Genomic DNA, 21926 nt, shown 5'->3' on the forward strand with positions numbered 1-21926 from the left:
ATGGCCGCGGCCGTAAGCGGAAAGGGCCTCATTGCCACGCTCGGGGCCGCGCTCGGGCGGCAGACGCACTCGCTCGCCTTCCGCGTCGTCGCCTTCTCCACCGTCTGGGCGCTGGTGGCGCTCGTCGTCATCGCCACCATCATCTCCACCCTGTTCCGGCAGGCCAGCGAGCGCGGCTTCGAGAGCCTGCTCACCGCGCACCTGTTCAACCTTATCAGCTCGGTCGGCGTCAGCGACGACGGTGCCCTGCAGGGCGAGCCCAATCTCGGCGACCTGCGCTTCACCGTGCCGCGTTCGGGCTGGTACTGGTCGGTGGAGCCGGTGTCCGGCGTCTCGGGGCGGTTGGCCTCGCTATCCCTCGTCGAGCCGTTGCCTTCGCCGACCCCGCGGGAAGTGCCGTTCAACGCCGAGTTCCAGCGCAGCTATCTCGCCGACGGGCTGGCCGACGAGACGATCGAGGTGTTCGAAAGCGAGTTCGTGCTCGACCAGGACAACCGCGTCGCGCGCTTCCGCGTCATGGGCAACCGCAGCGAGCTCGAGGACGACATCGCCGCCTTCGAGAACAAGCTCTATCTCTACCTTTCCCTGTTCGGCATCGGCATGATCGCCATCAACGCGCTGGCGATCCTGATCGGGCTCAGGCCGCTCGCGCGCGTGCGCCAGTCGCTCGCCGAGATCAGGGCCGGCGCGGCGCAGCGGCTCGACGGCGATTTCCCGCGCGAGATCGCGCCGCTCGCCAACGAGACCAACGAGCTGATCGAGAGCAACCGGCGCATCGTCGAGCGCTCGCGCACCCAGGTCGGCAATCTCGCCCACTCGCTGAAGACGCCGCTTGCCGTGCTGACCAACGAGGCGCGCTCGATCGGCGGCGCGAAGGGCAACCTCATCGCCGACCAGGCGGCCGCGATGCGCCAGCAGGTAGAGCACTACCTTCAGCGCGCGCGCATGGCCGCGCAGCGCGACACCATCGTCTTCCGCACGCCGGTCGGCGCGACGCTGGAGCGCATGGTGCGGGTGATGGCCAAGCTCAATCCCGGCGTGAAGCTGACTTTCTCCCTGCCCGACGAGGACATCATCTTCACGGGCGAGAAGGAGGATCTGGAGGAGATCGCCGGCAACCTCCTGGAGAACGCCATGAAATGGGCGCGGGGCGCCGTCGCCGTCACGGTCGCGCCGGAGGATGAGCAGCCGCGCCTGTTCACCCTCGTCATCGAGGATGACGGCCCCGGCATTCCCGAAGAGCAGACGCGCGAGGCGCTGACCCGCGGGCGCAGGCTCGACGAGACCAAGCCCGGAACCGGCCTCGGCCTCGCCATCGTCGCCGATCTCGTCAAGGAATATGGCGGCAGGCTGCATCTGTCGCGCTCGTCGCTGGGTGGCCTGAAAGCCACGGTGGCGCTACGGTGCGTGCAGGAATGAAGACGCGCGTGTCATGTCATCGCATTGCCAAAGTCGGGGGCAAGAGCATGGAACCAATAACCCGCGCTGCGATTCTTGAGGGAGACGAACGGAGAGACATGTCGGGAATGAACTGGAAGGTTGCGGCGGTCATGGCCGCCATCGTGCTTTCGGCATGTTCGACGACCGGGGTCGGCGGCTCCGGCTCGGCCGCGCGCGCCTTCGCCAAGCCCGACGAGACGGCGCAGCCCCCGGTCGGCGCGGCCATCGTCCAGGCGATGGCGGGCGGGCTGATCGGCGGGCAGGTCGGCGCCAATCTCGACTCGCGCGAGCGCCGCCGTGCGCTGGAAGCCGAATATCGCGCTCTCGAATACACCCCCGCGGGGCAGAGCGTGACCTGGGGGCAGGCGGGCAGCCGCAGGCATGGCGAGGTCGTCGCCGGCTCGCCCTACCGCGTCGGCGCGCAGAACTGCCGGCAATATACCCACACCGTCACGCTCGACGGCCGGGCGCAGACCGCGCGCGGAACCGCCTGCCGCAATCCGGACGGGAGCTGGACGCCGCTCGCCTAGAGCCGAACCGGACAGTCGGGCGATAGCATTTGCGTTATCGCCAAAAAGCCGCACTCCTTCGTCATTGGCATGGGGTGACGTAACGATTATCTGGTAGTCATGCCCTTCTGGATCGCTGCCGCATTTCTGACCCTCCTTGCCTGCCTGCCGCTGCTTCTGCCGCTGGCACGGCGCAACGCGGCCCTCGCCGACGATTCCGGCTTCGACGTCGCCGTCTATCGCGACCAGCTGGCCGAGCTCGACCGCGACGCCGCGCGCGGCGCGATCAGCGAGACCGAAGCCGCCGAGGCGCGCGCCGAGATCGGCCGGCGCATCCTCAAGGCGTCCGCCCCGGTTGAGACGCAGGCTGCGGAAAAGCCGCGCGGGCAGGGCTTCAGCCGGGTCGGCCGCCTCGTCGCCTCCGCCGCCGTGCTGGCGGTGCCGCTGGCGAGCTGGGGCATCTACGCCGCGATCGGCTCGCCGGGCCTGCCGGCCCAGCCGCTGAGCGCCCGGCTCGACAAGAACCCCGCCGAGAACACCATCTTCGAACTCGTCGCGCGGGCCGAACGCCACCTCGAGGCCAACCCCGAGGACGGGCGGGGCTGGGAGGTGATCGCGCCGATCTATCAGCGCATCGGCCGCTATCAGGACGCCGCGACCGCTTATGGCAATGCGATCCGGCTGACCGGCTCGACCGCCGCGCGCGAGATCGGGCTCGGCGAGGCGCTGACCGCCGCGAGCGGCGGCGCGATCACTGCCGAGGCCAGGGGAGCGTTCGAGCGTGCGCTGGCGCTCGAGCCGCGGAACCCCAAGGCGCGTTTCCTCACTGCCGCCGCGCTGGCCCATGAGGGCCGCAGCGCCGAGGCCGCCGCCGCCTTCCGCGCGCTGCTCGACGACCTGCCGGAAGGCTCACCATGGCGGCCGACCGTCGCCGAAGCGGTGTCCGACCTCGAAGGCCGGCAGGCGCCCGGCCCGACAGCCGCGGATGTCGAGGCGGCGGGATTGATCTCGGACAAGGAACGCGCCGAGATGATCGGCGAGATGGTGGCGGGACTCGACGAGCGCCTGCGCCGGAACCCGGACGACCCGGAAGGCTGGCAGCGGCTGGTGCGCTCCTACGCGGTCCTGAACCGCGCCGACGACGCGGCGGACGCGCTCAAGCGCGGGGTCGCGGCGCTCGGCGCGCAAAGCGAGGCGGCGGCCGAGCTTCGGCAGCTGGCCGCGTCGCTCGGGGTGAACGGGAAGGAACAGGCGCAATGACGCGCAAGCAGAAGCGGCTTTCGGTGATCGGCGGGGCGATGGGCTTTCTGGCCATCGCCGCGACGCTGGTGTTCTACGCGCTCGGGCAGAAGACCTCCTATTTCTACATGCCGGCGGAGTTGCAGACCGCTTCGGTCGAGCCCGGGCAGCGCATCCGTCTCGGCGGGCTGGTCGAGAAGGGAACGGTCGTGCGCGGCGAGGGGACTCAGATCGCGTTCGCCGTCACCGACGAGGTGCATTCGGTCCAGGTCGCCTATAGCGGCATCCTGCCGGACCTGTTCCGCGAGGAGCAGGGCATCGTCACCGAAGGATCGTTCCGCGCCGACGGCGTCTTCGTCGCCGACAGCGTCCTCGCCAAGCATGACGAGAACTACATGCCCAAGGAAGTGGCCGACGGGCTGAAGGAGAGCGGCCTGTGGCAGCACGCGCAGTAGCAAGGCCGGCGGGCCGCGCAGACGGGGCAGGGCGATGATCGTCGAGATCGGACATTTCGCGCTGGTGCTGGCCTTCGCGCTGTCGCTCGTCCAGTTCGCCGTGCCGCTGGCCGGAACCCGGATGGAGGACCAGCGGCTCATCGCCGTCGCCGGCCCTTCGGCGCTGGCTGGGTTCGCGCTGACGGCGCTCGCCTTCGCCGTCCTGACGCTCGCCTATGTCGAGTCCGACTTCTCCCTCGCCAATGTCTGGGAGAATTCGCATTCGGCCAAGCCGATGCTCTACAAGATCACCGGCGTCTGGGGCAATCACGAGGGCTCGATGCTCCTGTGGGTGCTCATCCTGTCCTTCTTCGGCGCGCTGGTCGCCTGGTTCGGCAAGAACCTCCCCGCTTCGCTCAAGGCCAACGTGCTGTCGGTCCAGGGGCTCGTCGGCGCGGCGTTCCTGCTGTTTATCCTCGCCACCTCCAATCCCTTCGCCCGGCTCGATCCCGCGCCGATGGAAGGGCGCGACCTGAACCCCATCCTTCAGGACGTCGGCCTCGCCATCCATCCGCCGCTGCTCTATCTCGGCTATGTCGGCTTCTCCATCTGCTTCTCCTTCGCCGTCGCGGCGCTGATCGAGGGGCGCATCGACGCGGCATGGGCGCGCTGGGTGCGCCCGTGGACGCTCGCCGCCTGGATCTTCCTCACCGGCGGCATCGCCATGGGTTCCTACTGGGCCTATTACGAGCTCGGCTGGGGCGGCTGGTGGTTCTGGGACCCGGTCGAGAACGCCTCGTTCCTGCCGTGGCTGTCGGGCACCGCGCTGCTGCACTCGGCCATCGTGATGGAGAAGCGCTCGGCACTGAAGATCTGGACGCTGCTCCTTGCAATCCTGACCTTCTCGCTGTCGCTGCTCGGCACCTTCCTCGTCCGCTCGGGCGTCCTGACCTCGGTCCACGCCTTCGCCACCGACCCGGCGCGCGGCCTATTCATCCTCGTCATCCTGATCTTCTTCATCGGCGGGTCGCTGGCGCTGTTCGCGCTGCGCGCCGGCACGCTGGCGCAAGGGGGCCTGTTCCACCCCGTCTCGCGTGAGGGCGCACTGGTGCTGAACAACCTGTTCCTGACTACGGCCGCCGCGACCGTCCTGACCGGGACGCTCTACCCGCTTCTGGTCGAGGCGGTGACGGGCGACAAGATCTCCGTCGGCGCGCCGTTCTTCAACCTGACCTTCGTGCCGCTCGCCGTGCCGCTGCTCGCGGCGGTGCCGTTCGGCCCGCTGCTCGCCTGGAAGCGCGGCGACCTGTGGGCCGTGAGCCAGCGCCTCTACGCCGCCCTCGGCGGCGCGCTCTCCGTTGTCGCCATCGTCTTCTTCCTCGTCGACGGCGCGGGTGTCGCCTCCGCGCTCGGCATCGGCCTTGCCGTGTGGCTGATGCTCGGCGCACTGACCGATCTCGCGACCAAGGCCGGCGCGGGCAAGGAGCGTGCGCCCGTCGTGCTGCGCCGGCTGAAGGGGCTGTCGCGCTCGATCTACGGCACCGCGTTCGCCCATTTCGGGCTCGGGGTGACGGTCCTCGGCATCGTCGCCGTCACCTCGCTGGAGAGCGAGCACATCGCGGTGATGCGCCCGGGCGACACGATGCCCGTCGCCGGCTACACCCTGCAATTCGAGGGGCTCCAGCCGCATCGCGGCCCGAACTTCACCGAGGACCAGGGCCGCTTCGTCTATTCGCGCGGCGGCGTGCGGGTCGGCGAGATCGTCTCCTCGAAGCGCCTCTACACCGCGCGCCAGATGCCGACGACGGAAGCAGGCATCGCCACCCGCGGTTTCAGCCAGCTCTATGTCGCGCTGGGCGACGCCACCGCCGACGGCGGCATCGTCGTGCGGGCGTGGTGGAAGCCGCAGGTGCTGCTGATCTGGATTGGCGGGCTGGTGATGATGGCCGGCGGCACGGTCTCGCTGCTCGACCGGCGGCTGCGCGTCGGCGCGCCGGCGCGTCGCCGGACGCGCCCGACGGCCGCGGAGGCGCCTGCCGAATGAGACGCATCCTTGCCGCCGCGCTGCTGCTCTTCTCCCTGTGCGCGCCCGCCCTTGCGGTGCAGCCCTCGGAGATGCTTGACGATCCGGCGCTGGAGGAGCGCGCGCGCAACCTTTCGGCCGGCCTGCGCTGCATGGTCTGCCAGAACCAGTCGATCGACGATTCGGATGCCGAGCTGGCGCGCGACCTGCGCGTCCTCGTGCGCGAGCGCATCGCGGCCGGCGAGACGGACGCGCAGGTGATCGACTACGTCGTCTCCCGCTACGGCGAGTTCGTGCTGCTCCAGCCGCGCTTCAGCGTTCGCAACGCGCTGTTGTGGGCGACGCCGGCGCTGCTTCTGGCCTTCGGCGGCGGCTTCCTCCTGCTGCATGCCGCCCGCCGTCGCCGCCGCGCCGCCTCCGTGCCCCCGGCCGCGCTCAGCGCCGAGGAGGAGGAGCGGCTGAAGGATATTCTCGACAAGGCTGAGTAGGCTCGCGCCATACCGCCGAAATCGGGCAAAGATTACGAAAGTTTCATGCGGCGGCAACGGCGCCGTAAGGTTGAAGTCCCTATCTCTGTTTCCGAACGATGCGCTCCTGCCCGCATCATCCCTTTGAGGAAGGAAACCGAGACATGCAAAACCCCACCAGTTCCCCGTCGAAGACCCGCAGCCGCCTGCTGGCGGCGACTGCCTCGCTCGCCATCGCCGGCGCGATCGGGCTTGGCGCGGTGACGACCGGAACCGTCCCCGTGCTGGCCGAGGCCGTGCGCGTGGAAGGCGTCCAGGCCACCGGCTTCGCCGACGTCGTCGAGAAGGTGACGCCGGCCGTCGTCAGCGTGCGCGTCCAGGCGAGGGTCGATGCCGCGTCCGACCGGGGCGGCTCGCCCGCCTTCGGCTTCGACATGCCCGGCTTCGACGACCTGCCGGACGACCATCCCCTGAAGCGCTTCTTCCGTGAGTTCCGAGGCGATCGCGAGTTCCGTGGCGACCGCGGCCCGCGTTCCGAGCGCCGGGCCGAGCGCGACCATCGCCGCCACGGCAACCGCGAGCGCAACCGCCCGGTTTCGCAGGGCTCCGGCTTCTTCATCTCGGGCGACGGCTACATCGTCACCAACAACCACGTCGTGCAGGGCGGCCAGAGCTTCACCGTCGTCCTCGACGACGGCTCCGAACTCGAGGCCAAGCTCGTCGGCGCGGATCGCCGCACCGATCTCGCCGTGCTCAAGGTCGACGCCAGCCGCGACTTCACCTACGTCACCTTCGCCGATGACGGCAAGGTGCGCGTCGGCGACTGGGTCGTGGCCGTCGGCAACCCGTTCGGCCTCGGCGGCACGGTCACGGCCGGCATCGTCTCGGCCCGCGGCCGCGACATCGGCGCCGGCCCCTATGACGACTTCATCCAGATCGACGCGGCGGTGAACCGCGGCAATTCCGGCGGCCCGGCCTTCAACCTGTCGGGCGAGGTCGTCGGCATCAACACCGCGATCTTCTCGCCCTCGGGCGGCAATGTCGGCATCGCCTTCGCCATTCCCGCCTCGACCGCCAAGGAGGTCGTCGGCAACCTGATCGAGAACGGCTCGGTGCTGCGCGGCTGGCTCGGCGTGCAGATCCAGCCCGTCACCGACGAGATCGCCGAGTCGGTCGGCCTGAAGCAGGCCACCGGCGCGCTCGTCACCGACGCCCAGGCCGACGGCCCGGCGCGCGACGCCGGCGTCAGGGCAGGCGACGTCATCACCGCCGTCAACGGCAACACGGTCGCCTCGCCGCGCGAGCTTGCGCGGGTCATCGGCCGCCTCGCGCCCTCGACCGATGTCGAGGTCACGCTGTGGCGCGGCGGCTCGGAGCAGAAGGTCTCGGTCACGCTCGGCAAGCTGCCGGCAGAGGAAGGCCGCGCCGACGCCGCCCCGCAGACCCCTGACGCGCCGGCGAGCGCCGCCACGCTCGACGATTTCGGCCTGACCGTCGCCCCCGCCGATGACGGCGAGGGGCTGGTCGTCACCGAGGTCGAACCAGGCAGCCCGGCAGCCGAGCGCGGCATCCAGGCTGGCGACGTCATCGTCAGCGTCAACTCCTCGCCCGTCGCCAGCGCCGAGGATGTCGACCGGGCGGTCGAGGAGGCGGCCGATGCCGGCCGCAAGGCGGTCCTCGTCCAGGTCAACCGCGACGACGCCAACCGCTTCGTCGCGCTGCCGCTGGCCGACGGCTGAGGCGTAGCTCCCCTTGTCTTTCATGAAGGCGGCGGCTCCGGCCGCCGCCTTTTTCGCGTATAGTCGAGCCATGAAGATTCTTGTCATCGAAGACGACCGCGAGGCGGCCGATTACCTGAAGAAGGCGCTGGCCGAGGCCGGCCACACCGCCCATGTCGCCTTCGACGGCGAGGAGGGCTTCGCGCTCGCCTCGCAGGGCGATTACGACGTCCTCGTCGTCGACCGGATGCTGCCGCGCCGCGACGGCCTGTCGGTCATCGCGGAGCTGCGCGCGCGCGACATCAGCACGCCGGTGCTGATCCTCTCGGCGCTGGGCGAGGTCGACGACCGCGTCACCGGCCTGCGCGCCGGCGGCGACGATTACCTCACCAAGCCCTACGCCTTCAGCGAGCTTCTGGCGCGCATCGAGGTGCTCGACAGGCGCACCGGCGGCAAGGAGGTCGAGACGCATTACCGCGTCGGCGACCTCGAGCTCGACCGGCTGTCGCACACGGTCAAGCGCGCCGGGCAGGAGATCCCGCTCCAGCCGCGCGAGTTCCGGCTGCTCGAATATCTGATGCGCCATGCGGGCCAAGTCGTCACCCGCACCATGCTGCTGGAGAATGTCTGGGACTATCATTTCGACCCGCAGACCAACGTCATCGACGTCCATGTCTCGCGCCTGCGCGGCAAGATCGAGAAGGGCTTCGGCGCGCCCGTCCTGCACACCATTCGCGGCGCCGGCTACATGCTGAAGGCCGGCTGATGCGGCTGCCCGCCGTCATGAAGACCACGGCGGCGCGGCTTTCGGCGCTGTTCCTGATCCTGTTCGCGCTCTGCGCGGCAGTGCTGGTCGCCTACATGTCCTCGCTTTCCGTGCGCATGCTGACCAGCCAGACGCAGGAAACGATCATGGCCGAGATGCAGGGGCTGGACGACGCCTACCGGCGCGGCGGCCTGCCGACGCTGGTGCGCGTGGTCGAGGTGCGCTCGCGCCAGCCGGGCGCGAACCTCTATCTGATCGCCGACCCGAACGGGCGCATCCTGACCGGCAATGTCGAGAGCCTCGAGCCGGGCGTGCTCGAGGTCGAGGGCTGGACGCAGAAGCCCTTCGCCTATCGCCGCTACGGCGACAGCGACGCGGCGCGCCGCGCCCAGCGCGGCGAGGGCGACGAGCCGGCCGCGGCCCCGGCGGCGGAGACGCGTCACCAAGCGCTGGCGCTGGTGCTGCGCCTGCCCAACGGCATGATCCTGCTCGTCGGCCGCGACCTCGGCGAGCCGGAGCAGCTGCGCGGCATCGTCAACCACGCCCTGCTTCTCGCCTTCGCCATGATGGGCGTCGGCGCGCTGCTGATCTGGTTCTTCGTCGGCCGGCACGCGCTGAAGCGCATCGACGCCGTATCCGAGGCCAGCCGCCGCATCATGGGCGGCGATCTCTCCGGCCGCCTTCCCGTCACCGGCTCCGGCGACGAGTTCGACCGGCTGTCGGAGAATTTGAACGTCATGCTGGCGCGCATCGCGCGGTTGAACGACGGGCTGAAGCAGGTTTCCGACAACATCGCCCATGATCTGAAGACGCCGCTGACGCGCCTGCGCAACCGCGCCGAGGCTGCCCTTGCCGGCAAGCCGCGCACCGCCGATTACCGCGCCGCGCTCGAGGCCGCGATCGCCGAATCCGACCAGTTAATCCGCACCTTCAACGCCATCCTGATGATCTCGCGGCTCGAGGCCGGCTATTCGGCCGAGCAGACCGCGCCGGTCGATCTGGCAGCCATCGTCGCCGATGTGGTCGAGCTCTACGAGCCGCTGGCCGAGGAGGTCGGCGTCGCGCTGTCCGTCGGCAAGGTCGCGACTGTCACGCTCGACGCCAATCGCGAGCTCGTCGGTCAGGCGCTGTCCAATGTCGTCGACAACGCCATCAAATACGCGGCCGGCTCGGGCGACGCGCCCTCCGTCAGGGTCTCGCTCGTCCGCGGCGGCGGCGATGTGGTGCTGGAGGTGGCCGACAACGGCCCTGGCGTTCCCCCCGAGGATCTGGAGCGCGTCACCGAGCGGTTCGTGCGGCTGGAGCAGAGCCGCTCGCAGCCCGGCTCCGGCCTCGGCCTCAGCCTGACGCGGGCGGTGATGGAATTTCACGGCGGCAGGCTTGAATTGTCGGCGCAAAACCCCGGACTATCGGTCAGGATGATCTTTCCGGGCGATTCGAAGCGGCATGGCGACACCTGAGACGGGCGAGAACTGGTTCGGCAAGCCGGTGGCGGTGCTGGCGCCGCTCGACGCGGACAACGCGGCCGCGATCCTGCGCGATCTGGCGCAAAGCGCGCGCGAGCGGGACCTGCCGCGCCTCGCCGCGCTCGCCGCCGGCGGCTCGCCGCTCGCCGCCTTCCTCGGCGCGATGCTCGACCTTTCCCCCTTCATGCGCGATGCGGCGCGGCGGCGGCCGCAGATGCTCGACGCCCTTTTCGACACGCCGGCCGAGCGGCGCATCGATGAGCTGAACGCGGCCATCGCCCTTGCCGGCGATGCGGAGGGCCAGACCGAGGCCGGCCTGATGCAGGCGCTGCGCGAATTGAAGGGCGAAGCCCATTTCCTGATCGCGCTCGCCGACCTCGCCGGCGCTGCCGACGCGCAGGCGACGGTGCGGCGGCTGAGCACGCTCGCCGATGCCTGCGTCGCCGCCACGGTGCGTTTCCTGCTGCGCGAGGCGCACCGTGCCGGCAAGATCGCGCTGCCGGACCTTACCGACCCCGGCAAGGGCTCGGGCCTCATCCTGCTCGGCATGGGCAAGCTCGGTGCGCACGAGCTCAATTTCTCGTCCGACATCGACCTGATCGTCTTCTTCGATCCGGCCGCGCCCGCGATCGTCGATCCCTACGAGGCGACGGACATCTTCGCCCGCATGACCAAGCGGCTGGTGCGCATCCTGCAGGACCGCACCGGGCACGGCTACGTCTTCCGCACCGACCTGCGCCTGCGCCCCGATCCCGGCTCGACGCCCCTCGCCATTCCCGTCGGCGCCGCGCTCGTCTATTACGAGAGCCGCGGCCAGAACTGGGAGCGCGCGGCGATGATCAAGGCCCGGCCAGTTGCCGGCGACATCGCCGCCGGCGCGGCGTTCCTCGAGGAGCTCACGCCTTACGTCTGGCGCAAATACATGGATTTCGCGGCCATCGCCGACGTCCACTCGATCAAGCGCCAGATCCACGCCCACAAGGGCCACGGCGAGGTCGCCGTCAAGGGCCACAACGTCAAGCTCGGCCGCGGCGGCATCCGCGAGATCGAGTTCTTCGTCCAGACCCAGCAGCTGATCGCCGGCGGCCGCTTTCCCGAGCTGCGCGGCCGCGAGACCGTGGCGATGCTGGACGCGCTGGCCAAGGGCGGCTGGATCACGCCGGAGGCGGCGCAGGCTCTTCGCAGCCAGTACTGGTTCCTGCGCGATGTCGAGCACGCCATCCAGATGGTCGCCGACGAGCAGACCCACACTTTGCCGGAGGACGACGAGGGGCTGGAGCGCATCGCCCACATGCTCGGCTTCGCCGATGCCGAGGCGTTCTCGTCGTCCTTCCGCGCCTCGCTGCACATGGTCGAGCGCCACTACGCCGCGCTGTTCGAGGCCGCGCCGCAGCTTTCGCGCGGGGTCGGCAATCTCGTCTTCACCGGCGACGTCGACGACCCCTCGACCTTGCAGACGCTGTCGGAGCTGGGTTTCGAGCGGCCGAGCGACATCTGCCGCGTCATCCGCACCTGGCATTTCGGCCGCTATCGCGCCACGCAGTCGGCCGAGGCGCGCGAGCGGCTGACCGAGCTGACGCCGGCGCTGCTCGAGACCTTCGGCAAGACGCGCCGGGCCGACGAGGCGCTGATGCGCTTCGACGCGTTCCTTTCCGGCCTGCCGGCCGGCATCCAGCTCTTCTCGCTGCTCCAGTCGAACCCGGCGCTGCTTGGCTTGATCGCCACCATCATGGGCGCGGCGCCGCGGCTCGCCGCCATCGTCACCCGCCGGCCGCACGTCTTCGACGGGCTGCTCGATCCCGGCCTGATGAGCGAGCTGCCGAACAAGGCGTACCTGAAGACCCGCCTCGACACCTTCCTGCAAGGCGTCGAGCTGCACGAGGAAAAGCTCGACCGCCTGCGCATCTTCGCCGCCGAGCAGAAATTCCTGATCGGCGTCAGGCTGCTCACCGGCGCCATCGACGCCGAACGCGCCGGCAAGGCGTTCTCCGACCTCGCGGACCTGACCATCGCCGCGGCGCTCGACGCGGTGAAGGCCGAGTTCGCCCTGCGCCACGGCAAGGTCGCGGGCGGCGAGGTCGCCATCCTCGGCATGGGCAAGCTCGGCAGCCGCGAGCTGACGGCCGGCTCCGACGTCGACCTCATCCTGCTCTACGACCATGGCGAGGCGGCCGAGGAATCGGACGGCGACAAGCCGCTTGCCCCGTCGCACTATTATGCGCGGCTGACGCAGCGGCTGATCGCCGCCGTCTCCGCCCCGACGGCCGAGGGCGTGCTCTACGAGCTCGATTTGCGCCTGCGTCCGTCCGGCAACAAGGGGCCGGTCGCCACCCATATCGACGCCTTCCGCAAGTACCAGCGCGAGGAAGCCTGGACATGGGAGCACATGGCGCTGACGCGCGCGCGGCCCATCGCCGGCGGCAAGGCGCTGTGCGAGCGGGTGGAGGCCGAGGTCGCCGACATCCTCGCCCGCGCGCGCGACGCGCGAAAGGTGTTCGCGGACGCGGCCGAGATGCGCGCGGTGCTCGCCGAGGAGAAGCCGCCGCGCGACATCTGGGACCTGAAGCTGATCCCCGGCGGCCAGATCGACCTCGAATTCATCGCCCAGTGCGCGCGGCTGACCGACGCCATCCTGCCCGACGTGTGGCCGCCGACCTCGACCGGCGACGCGCTGGCGCGGCTCAGCCCCGACTTCTGCGACGCGCAGGCGCGCGACGAGCTCGTCGCGGCCTACGAGCTTTACCTCACGCTGACGCAGATCGTGCGCCTGTGCCTGACCGGGCCGCTCGACCCGAAGGACGTGCCGCCGGGGCTGGCCGACCTTCTCCTGCGCTCGACCGACCTGCCGGACCTGTCGGTTCTCGAAGCCCATATCGGCGAGACGGCGGCACGGATCGAGGCGCATTTCTCGGCGTTGGTGAAGGGCCGCGCGGGGTAGGGAAGGGTGCGGCTCAGGCCGCCTTCCTCGCCGGGTTGCGCACCGGGATGCGCACCGAGACGATGGTGCCGACGCCTTCGGTCGAGCGGATCTTCAGCGCGCCGCCATGCAGCTCGGCGAGGCTGCGCGAGATCGCGAGCCCCAGCCCCGAGCCGGTATGGTTCTTGGAGAACTGGTTCTGCACCTGCTCGAAGGGCCGGCCGAGCTTCTTCAGGGCGTCCTTGGGGATGCCGCAGCCCGTGTCCTCGATGCTCAGCATGATCGCGCCCGCCACCTTGCGCGCGCGCATGGTGATGCGCCCGCCCTCGCCGGTGAACTTCACCGCGTTGGACAGAAGGTTGATGACGATCTGCTTGATCGCCCGCCGGTCGGCGTAAAGCACCATGTCGGCGGCGATCTGCGTGTCGAGCGTGATCGACTTCTCCGCCGCCTGAAGCGCCACCACCCGCACCGTCTCGTCGATGAGCGGGCTCAAATCGATGCCCTCGCGGTCGATGGAGAACTGGCCCGCCTCGATCTTCGACATGTCGAGGATGTCGTTGATGACGCCGAGGAGATACGAGCCGGCCGAGTGGATGTCCTTGATGTACTCCTCGTATTTCTCGCTGCCCAGCGGCCCGAAATAGGCCTGCTGGATCATTTCCGAGAAGCCGATGATGGCGTTGAGCGGCGTGCGCAGCTCATGGCTCATATTGGCCAGGAATTCGGACTTGGCGCGGCTCGCCGCCTCGGCGCGCTCGGTCTCGCGCATGTATTTGCGGTTGATCTCGACCAGCTCGGCCGTGCGCTCGCCCTCGGCCTTGCGGGCCAGCGACAGGTCGTGGATCGTCGCCATCAGCCGCTGCTCGCTGTCCTGCAGCTTGGTCTGGTGCTGCTTCAGCTGGGTGATGTCGGCGCCGACCGAGACCATGCCGCCGTCGCGCGTCTTCAATTCGTTGACCTGGAGCCAGCGCCCGTCCGCGAGCTGGCGCTCCCAGCTTGCGCCGCCGGAGGGGCCGTTGGGGTTGGCCAGCCGGCGCTCGGCGGCCAGCGCCGTCATCCGCTTCTCGACCGTGTCGCGCGGCGTTCCCGGCACCACGTCGTCGTCGCAAAGGCCCATGTCCTGCTGGTATTTCGAGTTGCACATCACGAGGTTGCGGCCCGAATCCCACAGGACGAAGGATTCCGAGATGCTCTCGATGGCGGTGCGCAGGCGCAGGTCCGCCGTTTCCGACTGCTGCGCCAGCGTGCGCTGCTCGGTGACGTCGACGGCGATGCCGATCAGGTGGATGTCGGTGGCATTGGGGTCGTTGACCTGCGCCTTGGCCCTGATCCACACCCATTGCCCGTCGGCGCGGCGCATGCGGAAGACGTGGTCGATCTGGTCGACCTCGCGCGAGACGATCCGGTTCGCCATCTCGAACAGGTCGCCGTCGCCCTCGTGGATGATCTCGGCCACCGCGCCGAAGGACAGCATCGCGTCGGACGGCTCGTAGCCGAGCATGTCGTACATCGAGCGCGACCAGTACATGCGCCCGCGCATCATGTCCCAGTCCCACAGGCCGCAGCGCCCGCGCACCAGCGCCATGTCGACGCGCTGGTGCGCCTCCATGTAGAGCCGGTCCGCCGCTTGCGCCCGGGCCGCCTGGCTGAAATAGGCGTAGAGGACGACGAGAAGGACCGCCGCCGTCGCCACGAACAGGGTGATGTTGAAGGTCGCTGTCTCGCGCCAGTCGGCGAAGACGGCGTCCTGGGCGATCATGGCGACCGCCGCGCCCTGCCGCTCGCCGGGAAGGCTCACCGCCGCCAGCCAGGGCTGCCCGGCGATCGTCACCTCCATGACGCCGGCGCGCGCGCCGAACAGGAAAAGCGGCTGGCCGCCGGCGATGAATGTCTCGAGCGCAAGCCCCTGCCATTTCGCGCCCGAAGGCGTCGCCGCCCGCACCGTCAGGTCGCCGTCCGTGACCAGCAGCACGTGGTCGCGGTTGAGCGCGCCCGTCGCCGCGGTCTCCGAGACGATGGTGTTCCATGCTTCCGCGTCCGGCTCGTCTGCGTCCGCCTCGCCGGGCGCGTGCGTCAGCGCGACGGCGTGGGAAAGCTGGCCGGCGGCGAGCGAGAGGATGCCCCGCGCCTGGCGCTCGACGTCGTCGCGGTCGTTCATCAGCGCAAGCCCGCGCGAGACGGCGATGACCGCGAGGAAGACGACGATGAGAATCGGGATGGCGCGCCGCAGCACAGGCTCGGCCGCGAGAAGCCGCTGGTAGGCCGGCTCGGCGATGAGGCGCGCATTGCCCATCAGCCCGGCCTTCGCCCGGCTTGCCGCCGTGCGGCGGGCATGAAAGCTCCCTCCGGTCGCGCCCCACGCGTCCGTCTTGGCCATGAATGGCTCTCCGATCCTGTCCCCTTGTGACCCGGCAACCCCGTACGCCCGAATCACCCATAAGGAATCAGAGGTGATTCGCCGTGTCCAGAGCGGGGGCGGGCAAAAGTTGAGAAATTGTTGAGAGTGAGTAGTGAGTAGGGAATAGTGAGTAGTGAGGGCGAGTCCACTACTCACTATTCCCTACTCACTACTCGCTCCTCATGCCAACGTCCGCTCCACGATATCCCGCAGGTCGCTCGACAGGTCCGGCGGCGCGGCGAGGGCGGTGAGGGCTTCGCGGGCGGCCTGCTGGCGCTCGGGTTCGAGCGAGCGCCACGAGCGCAGGGCAGTGGCCAGCCGGGCGGCGAGCTGGGGGTTGCGCTTCTCGATATCGAGGACCGTCTTGACGAACAGGCGGTAGCCCGCGCCGTCGGGTCGGTGGAAGCCGGTCTGGTTCATCGTCGAGAAGGTGCCGATCAGCGCCCGCACGCGGTTGGGGTTGGAGAGCGAGAAGCCGCGATGGCGCGTCAGCGCCTCGACCATCGCCACGGCGCTGGCGCCGGGAACGGTCGCCTGCGTCTGATACCACTTGTCCATCACCAGCGGGTCGTCGCCGTGCCGCGCCTCGAAGGCGCGCAGCGCCTCCACCGTTTCCCCATGGCCGGGGAAGCGGTGGGCGAGGACCGTCATCGCCGCCGCCTTGTCGGTCATGTTGGTGGCGTCGGCGAACTGGGCGGCGGCGCGCTCCGGCGCGGCCGCTCCGGCCGAGAGATGGTCGAGAAGGACGTTGCGCAGCGCCCGGCGTCCGGCGCTTCGCGCGTCGGGGCTGAACGGGCCGCTGTCGGCGAGCCGGCCGTAAAGGTCGGCGAAGATGCCGGCATTGCCGGCGGCGAGCGCGGCGACGAGGCCCTCGCGCGCGGCGAGGATCGCGTCCGGGTTGATGTCGGCGCCGATCTCGCGGGCGATGTCGGTTTCCGCCGGCACGGTCAGCGCCAGCGCGCGATAGGCCGGCTCCAGCGTCTCGTCCGTCACGATCGCGCCCGCCGTCGCGATCAGCCCGTCGTCGAAGCTCGCCGCCTTCTGCGCCCGGATCGCGTGGTAGCCGCGGATCAGGGCCTCGGTGAACAGCGTGTTGAGCGCCTGCCAGCGCGCGACGAGGTCGCCGTCGTTGCGGGCGAGGAAGGCGAGGTCCGGCCCGCTCTGCTCCATCGCCAGCGTGACCGGGGCCGAGAAGCCGCGATTGAGCGACAGGACCGGCCGTTCCTCGATCCCGCCGAAGCGGATCGTGTGCCGCCGCTTCCTGACATGGATAACGCCGTTCTCGATCGTCGCGCCGTCGACCGAGGCCGGTTCGATGTCGCGCCCGTCCGGCCCGACGAGGCCGAAGGCGACGGGGATGTGCATCAGCCGCTTGCGGCTTTCGGACGGCGTCGGCGGCACCGACTGCTCTATCTCGACCGTGAACGCGCCCGCCGCCGCGTCATAGGTCGAGGTCGCCGCGACGTTCGGCGTCCCGGCCTGATGATACCAGAGCGCGAACTGCTCGAGGTCGCGGCCCGACGCGTCCTCGAAGGCGCGGATGAAGTCCTCGATGGTCGCGGCCTCGCCGTCATGGCGCTCGAGATAGAGCTTCAGCCCGCGCCGGAAATCCTCGGGGCCGAGGATCGTGCGGATCATCCGCACCACTTCCGAGCCTTTTTCGTACACCGTCGCCGTGTAGAAGTTGTTGATCTCGCGATAGCGACGCGGCCGCACCGGATGCGCCAGCGGCCCCTGGTCCTCGGGGAACTGGTGCGCGCGCAGCGTGCGCACCTCGGCGATGCGCTTGACCGGCCGCGAGCGCATGTCGGCGGAGAACTCGTGGTCGCGGAAGACGGTCAGCCCTTCCTTGAGGCAGAGCTGGAACCAGTCGCGGCAAGTGATTCTGTTTCCTGTCCAATTGTGGAAGTATTCATGCGCGATGATCGCCTCGATATTGGCGAAGTCGGCGTCGGTCGCGGTTCGCTCGTCGGCGAGCACGTATTTGTCGTTGAAGATGTTGAGGCCCTTGTTCTCCATCGCGCCCATGTTGAAGTCGCTGACGGCGACGATGTTGAACACGTCGAGGTCGTATTCGAGGCCGAACACTTCCTCGTCCCAGCGCATCGAGCGCTTGAGCGCGTCCATCGCATAGGCGGCGCGCGCCTCCTTGCCGTGCTCGACATGGATGGCGAGCGCGACCTCGCGCCCCGAGGCGGTGACGAAGCTGTCGGTGACGACGGCGAGGTCGCCGGCGACCAGCGCGAAGAGATAGGACGGCTTGGGGAACGGGTCGTGCCAGACGGCGTAGTGCCTGCCGCCGTCCATCTCACCGCGCTCCACCGGGTTGCCGTTGGAAAGCAGCAGCGGCGCGGCGTCGCGATCCGCCTCGATCCGCACCGTATAGACGGAGAGGATGTCCGGCCGGTCGGGGAAATAGGTGATGCGGCGGAAGCCTTCCGGCTCGCATTGGGTGCACCAGACGCCGCTGGAGCGGAACAGCCCCATCAGCGTGCCGTTGCGCGCCGGGTCGAGCCGCGTGCGGATGGTGAGCCGGAACCGCCGCGCCGATGGCGGGCGGGCGATGGTCAGCCCCTGCGGCCCGGCCTCGTAGGCGCCGGGCGCGGCCGTCTTGCCGTCGATGGCGAGGTCGACGAGCGCGAGCTCGTCGCCGTCGAGAACGAGCGGCGCGCCTTCCGGCACGTCCTCGCGGCGCTCCAGCGTCAGCTGCGCCGTGACCAGCGTTTCATCGGCGCCGAGGGCGAAGGCGAGCTCGATGGCGGGAACCGTATAGTCGCACGGCCGGTAATCCTCGATGCGGAAGATCCGGCCTGTGTCCTTGCGCATGCGATGTCGCCCTTTTGCTCGAATTCAAGCCTTCGTCTTACATGATCGCGCCGCGGCGCAAAACAGCGGATCGGTCTCGGGAGAGGAGGCCGTGCCTCCCTTCACAGAACGGGCTGGATCGTCCATACAGGGGAAAGTTCCGCTACGGAGGGTCCGTCTGGCGGAATTTGATTCTGGCCTGCCCGAAGTGAGCCGCAACATGCCTGTCCCTTGTGCCGCCGGCCCCGCCCGGCGGCAGATGCAATCCTGACCATGGCGAGGAAAATCGCTCCCGTGCCCGGGCCGTCGGGCAACACGCTGCGCGGCATCGGGCTCAAGGTGCTCTCGGTCTCGGTGTTCGTCGCCATGTCCGCCTGCATCAAGGCGGCGGGACAGTTGCCGGCCGGGCAGATCGTTTTCTTCCGGGCGTTCTTCGCCATCTTCCCGATCCTCGTCATGCTGGCCTGGCGCGGCGAGCTGGCGACGGCGCTGCGCACGTCCAACCCTCTGGGGCACATCGCGCGCGGCACGATCGGCGTCCTGTCGATGGGCTTCACCTTCATCGCCCTGACCCGGCTGCCGCTGCCGGAGGCGATCATGCTGAACTACGCGCAGCCGCTGCTGGTCGTCCTGTTCAGCGCCGTGTTCCTGCACGAGGCGGTGCGCGCCTATCGCTGGACGGCGGTGATCGTCGGCCTCGTCGGCGTCGTCATCATCTCCTGGCCCAACCTGTCGCTGTCCGGCGGCGAGGGCGGTTCGGAACGGAGCTTCGGCGTGATCGCCGCATTCCTTGCGGCGACGTTCTCCGCCGTCGCCATGCTGCTCGTGCGTCGCCTCGTCCACACCGAGCGCACGCCGACCATCGTCATGTGGTTTTCGCTCACGGCAACGGTCGCATCGCTGCTGACGATCCCGTTCGGCTGGTCGCCGCTCGCGCCGTCGCAAGCCGCGTTCCTCATTTGCGCCGGAATCTGCGGCGGTGTAGCACAAATCCTGATGACCGAGGCCTATCGCCACGCCGAGGCCTCGACCGTCGCGCCGTTCGAATACACCTCGATGATCCTCGGCATCGTCGTCGGCTTCCTCGCCTTCGGCGACGTGCCGACCGTCTACACCATCGTCGGCGGGCTGATCGTGGTCGGAGCCGGCATCTTCATCATCATGCGCGAGCGCCGGCTCGGACTCGAGCGCGGCAAGGCGCGCAAGGTCGCCCCGCCGCAGTAGCCCGATTCAGCGCCGCGCCTCGGCCTTCCGGCGCAGGTGCCCGGCGGTTTCCTCGTCGGCCGGGAAGAACGATTCGATCGCCAGCTCCGACAGCGTGACGTCGAGCGGCGTGCCGAACACGGTGATCGTGGTGATGAACGACAGCACCGCGCCGTCCATGTCGACGCGCATCGGCACCGCGATCGCCTCGGCCGCGTCGCGGGCGCTTCCCGGCGCGACCGGCCGGCCGGGATAGGCGGTCAGCTCCTTTTCGAGGGCGACGAGCCGCGCGTCGGCCGTCGCGTCGATCTGCTGCCGCAGGCGGCCGATCAGGTGCGCGCGCCACTCGTCGAGATTGAGGATGCGCGGCGCGAGCCCCTGCGGGTGGAGGGCGAGCCGCAGCACGTTGACCGGCGGCCGGAGCAGGCCGGCATCGGCGACGCCTTCGAGGAAGGGCGCGGTCGCCGCATTGGCCAGCACCATGTTCCAGCCCCTGTCGACGGCGATCGCCGGATAGGGCTCGTGGCCCTTGAGGACGAGCTCGACCGCGGCCAGCGCCGGCTTCAGGCGCGGGTCGTCAAGGTCGCGCTCGCCATAGGAAGGGGCGAAGCCCGCCGCCATCAGCAGGTGGTTCCTCTGCCGCAGCGGCACGGCCAGATGCTCGGCGAGCCGCAGCACCATCTCGCGCGAAGGGCTGGCGCGGCCGCTTTCCATGAAGCTCAGATGGCGCTGGGAGATTTCCGCCTCCAGCGCGAGGTCGAGCTGGCTCATGCGCCGCCGCGTCCGCCATTCGCGGATCAGCGTCCCGGGGGCTGTCCTCGTCGCGTCCATGACCTTTCTCCTCCGCATTCGCCCGCAAGGGTAGCGTCGCACGCGGCGCATTCCTATTACCTGCCGCGTAATCGCCAGATGCCTGCCTTGCGTCCATGCTCCGGCCATCACCCTCAAGCCAAAGGATGGATATCATGACGATCGACAACACGCCTTTCCTGCGCAACACCCTCCTTGCCGACGCCGCAATGGGCGCTGGCGCGGCCGCGCTCACCATTTTCGGTTCCGGCTTCCTTGCCCGGCTGCTCGACCTGCCGGCCGACCTCCTCTTCTGGGCCGGCGTCGCGCTGGTTCCCGTCGCCATTTTCCTCACGATGATGGCGAGTCGCCGCGCGATCCCGCGGGCATGGCTGCGCGAGATCGTGTTCATCAACTGGGCCTGGGTGGCGGCGAGCCTCGGGATTCTCGCTTTCGCGCCCATCGCGCCGAACGCGCTCGGCGTCGCCTTCATCCTCTCCCAGGCGGTGGCCGTCGCAGCCTTCGCGGTTCTCGAAGGGGCGGCGCTGCGCCGGCCGGCGGAAGCCGCGGCCTGATTCAGCCCGAGACTGCGTCGAGTTTCGCCGCGACCTCGAGGAAATCGCGCCAGGCGAGCTTCTTGTGGGCGGGATTGCGCAGCAGATAGGCGGGATGCAGCGTCGGCATCGTCGGTATCTCGACGCCGGAGGCCGTCACATGCGTCCTCCACTTGCCGCGCAGCTTCAGCACCCCGTCCGTGGCGTGAAGCAGCACCTTGGCCGACGGCCCGCCCAGCGTCACCAGCACCTTCGGATTGGCCAGCTCGATCTGCCGCTCGATGAACGGGCGGCAGATCTCCGTTTCCAGCGGCGTCGGCGTGCGGTTGCCCGGCGGGCGCCACGGGATGACGTTGGCGATGTAGGCGCCGTCCGCCCGCGCGATGCCGATGGCCGACAGCATCCGGTCGAGCAGCTGCCCCGAGCGGCCGACGAAGGGCCTGCCAGCGATGTCCTCGTCGCGGCCGGGCGCTTCGCCCACCAGCATCAGCGGCGCCTGCGGGTTTCCGTCGCTGAACGCGGTCTGCTTGGCGGTCAACTTCAGGTTGCAGCCGTCGAACCGCTCCAGCATCTCGCGCAGCTCATCGAGGGTGCGCGCCTCGCGCGCCATCTCGCGCGCCTTCGCCGCCTGCGCCTCGTCCGGCACGGCGAGTGCCGGGAGGGTGGGAGGCGGCGGTGCCGCCGCCTCCTGCCGCGCCGCTGTCTCCGGCCGGCGGGCCGGCGCGGGCGCGGGCTGCGCCGCCGTCTCGGCGAAGCGGTCGACCGGCTCCTCGCCGATGGCGTCGTCCACCCCCGCCTCGGCATAGAAGCGAAGGAGATCGGCAAGGTCCGGCAGGGGATCGGTCTGGTGCGTCATCGACATCCCCGCATTGTCGCGCGCGGCGGAGGCGGGAGCAAGGCCGCGCGGCGGGAACGGAAAAGGTTTTCCGCTTCGCATGAGGACCGGCCTGCCCATCGGAGCGAGGGGCATCCGCCAATGAAACCGCCTCTCCGCGAGCCCGGAGAGGCGAGGGCAGGGGCGGGCAACGCGAGAAGGATCGGCTCCATTCGTAGATTTTGACGTTTACGTCAACGTAATTTAATCCTATATTTCCCCCGGGTGCGACAAATGCAATGCGCCTTCGGGCGCTTAGGCGGTTTCGTACCGCCAAGCGATGCGCTATGAGCGCAGGGAGCTTGAGTGCCGACGGGCTGA

The 21926-nt window shown here is 69.5% G+C and carries 16 protein-coding genes; 12 read left to right on the top strand and 4 right to left on the bottom strand.

The genetic code is table 11. The features are described from left to right. The 10 genes from M9945_RS09295 (at window position 1) to M9945_RS09340 (ending at window position 13000) form a co-directional block, all read left to right on the top strand. Window positions 1–1419 carry an ATP-binding protein gene (locus M9945_RS09295; RefSeq protein WP_367944273.1) on the top strand — a complete coding sequence of 473 codons (1419 nt, stop codon included), beginning with the start codon at window positions 1–3 and terminating at the stop codon, window positions 1417–1419. A 107-nt stretch (window positions 1420–1526) separates the two neighbouring features. After that, on the top strand, window positions 1527–1970 hold the full coding sequence (locus tag M9945_RS09300; protein WP_367944274.1) for a hypothetical protein: 444 nt from the start codon (window positions 1527–1529) through the stop codon (window positions 1968–1970). Between the two features lie 99 nt (window positions 1971–2069). Beyond that, on the top strand, window positions 2070–3209 hold the full coding sequence (gene ccmI / locus M9945_RS09305; RefSeq protein WP_367944275.1) for a c-type cytochrome biogenesis protein CcmI: 1140 nt from the start codon (window positions 2070–2072) through the stop codon (window positions 3207–3209). Further along, entirely contained in the window at window positions 3206–3643 is a 438-nt protein-coding gene (gene ccmE / locus M9945_RS09310) for a cytochrome c maturation protein CcmE (RefSeq protein WP_367944276.1), read from the top strand. Before ccmI ends, ccmE begins: the two co-directional genes overlap by 4 nt. Window positions 3644–3680: 37 nt before the next feature. Then, window positions 3681–5666, top strand: coding sequence for a heme lyase CcmF/NrfE family subunit (locus M9945_RS09315; protein ID WP_367944807.1), 1986 nt, complete (start codon window positions 3681–3683; stop codon window positions 5664–5666). Then, window positions 5663–6133 carry a cytochrome c-type biogenesis protein gene (locus M9945_RS09320; RefSeq protein ID WP_367944277.1) on the top strand — a complete coding sequence of 157 codons (471 nt, stop codon included), beginning with the start codon at window positions 5663–5665 and terminating at the stop codon, window positions 6131–6133. Before M9945_RS09315 ends, M9945_RS09320 begins: the two co-directional genes overlap by 4 nt. Before the next feature lie 143 nt (window positions 6134–6276). Further along, complete coding sequence (locus M9945_RS09325; RefSeq protein WP_367944278.1) at window positions 6277–7851, top strand: Do family serine endopeptidase; 1575 nt, start codon at window positions 6277–6279, stop codon at window positions 7849–7851. Window positions 7852–7921: 70 nt separating this feature from the next. Beyond that, on the top strand, window positions 7922–8596 hold the full coding sequence (locus M9945_RS09330; RefSeq protein ID WP_367944279.1) for a response regulator transcription factor: 675 nt from the start codon (window positions 7922–7924) through the stop codon (window positions 8594–8596). Further along, a complete protein-coding gene (locus tag M9945_RS09335) occupies window positions 8596–10056 on the top strand; it encodes an ATP-binding protein (protein WP_367944280.1) in 1461 nt (486 codons plus the stop codon). The genes M9945_RS09330 and M9945_RS09335 overlap by 1 nt, the downstream gene beginning before the upstream one ends. Next, entirely contained in the window at window positions 10043–13000 is a 2958-nt protein-coding gene (locus M9945_RS09340; RefSeq protein WP_367944281.1) for a bifunctional [glutamine synthetase] adenylyltransferase/[glutamine synthetase]-adenylyl-L-tyrosine phosphorylase, read from the top strand. Before M9945_RS09335 ends, M9945_RS09340 begins: the two co-directional genes overlap by 14 nt. Window positions 13001–13013: 13 nt before the next feature. On the opposite strand, the gene M9945_RS09345 is transcribed toward M9945_RS09340, so the two are convergent. Together M9945_RS09345 and pepN are read right to left on the bottom strand one after the other, a co-directional pair. Then, window positions 13014–15359 carry a PAS domain-containing sensor histidine kinase gene (locus tag M9945_RS09345; RefSeq protein ID WP_367944282.1) on the bottom strand — a complete coding sequence of 782 codons (2346 nt, stop codon included), beginning with the start codon at window positions 15357–15359 and terminating at the stop codon, window positions 13014–13016. A 201-nt stretch (window positions 15360–15560) separates the two neighbouring features. Next, a complete protein-coding gene (pepN, locus tag M9945_RS09350; RefSeq protein WP_367944283.1) occupies window positions 15561–18206 on the bottom strand; it encodes an aminopeptidase N in 2646 nt (881 codons plus the stop codon). A gap of 273 nt (window positions 18207–18479) precedes the next feature. Between pepN and M9945_RS09355 the strand changes: the two genes are divergently transcribed. After that, window positions 18480–19409: a DMT family transporter gene (locus M9945_RS09355; RefSeq protein WP_367929944.1), complete on the top strand. Its 930-nt coding sequence runs from the start codon at window positions 18480–18482 to the stop codon at window positions 19407–19409. Between the two features lie 6 nt (window positions 19410–19415). On the opposite strand, the gene M9945_RS09360 is transcribed toward M9945_RS09355, so the two are convergent. Then, entirely contained in the window at window positions 19416–20219 is an 804-nt protein-coding gene (locus tag M9945_RS09360; RefSeq protein WP_367944284.1) for a helix-turn-helix domain-containing protein, read from the bottom strand. 134 nt (window positions 20220–20353) lie between these two features. On the opposite strand from M9945_RS09360, the gene M9945_RS09365 reads away from it, so the two are divergent. Further along, complete coding sequence (locus M9945_RS09365; protein ID WP_367944285.1) at window positions 20354–20752, top strand: hypothetical protein; 399 nt, start codon at window positions 20354–20356, stop codon at window positions 20750–20752. A gap of 1 nt (window position 20753) precedes the next feature. On the opposite strand, the gene M9945_RS09370 is transcribed toward M9945_RS09365, so the two are convergent. Next, entirely contained in the window at window positions 20754–21587 is an 834-nt protein-coding gene (locus tag M9945_RS09370) for a uracil-DNA glycosylase family protein (protein ID WP_367944286.1), read from the bottom strand. Window positions 21588–21926: the final 339 nt, after the last annotated feature.

This window comes from Aquamicrobium sp., from assembly GCF_023954335.1.
Taxonomy (GTDB): Bacteria; Pseudomonadota; Alphaproteobacteria; order Rhizobiales; family Rhizobiaceae; genus Aerobium.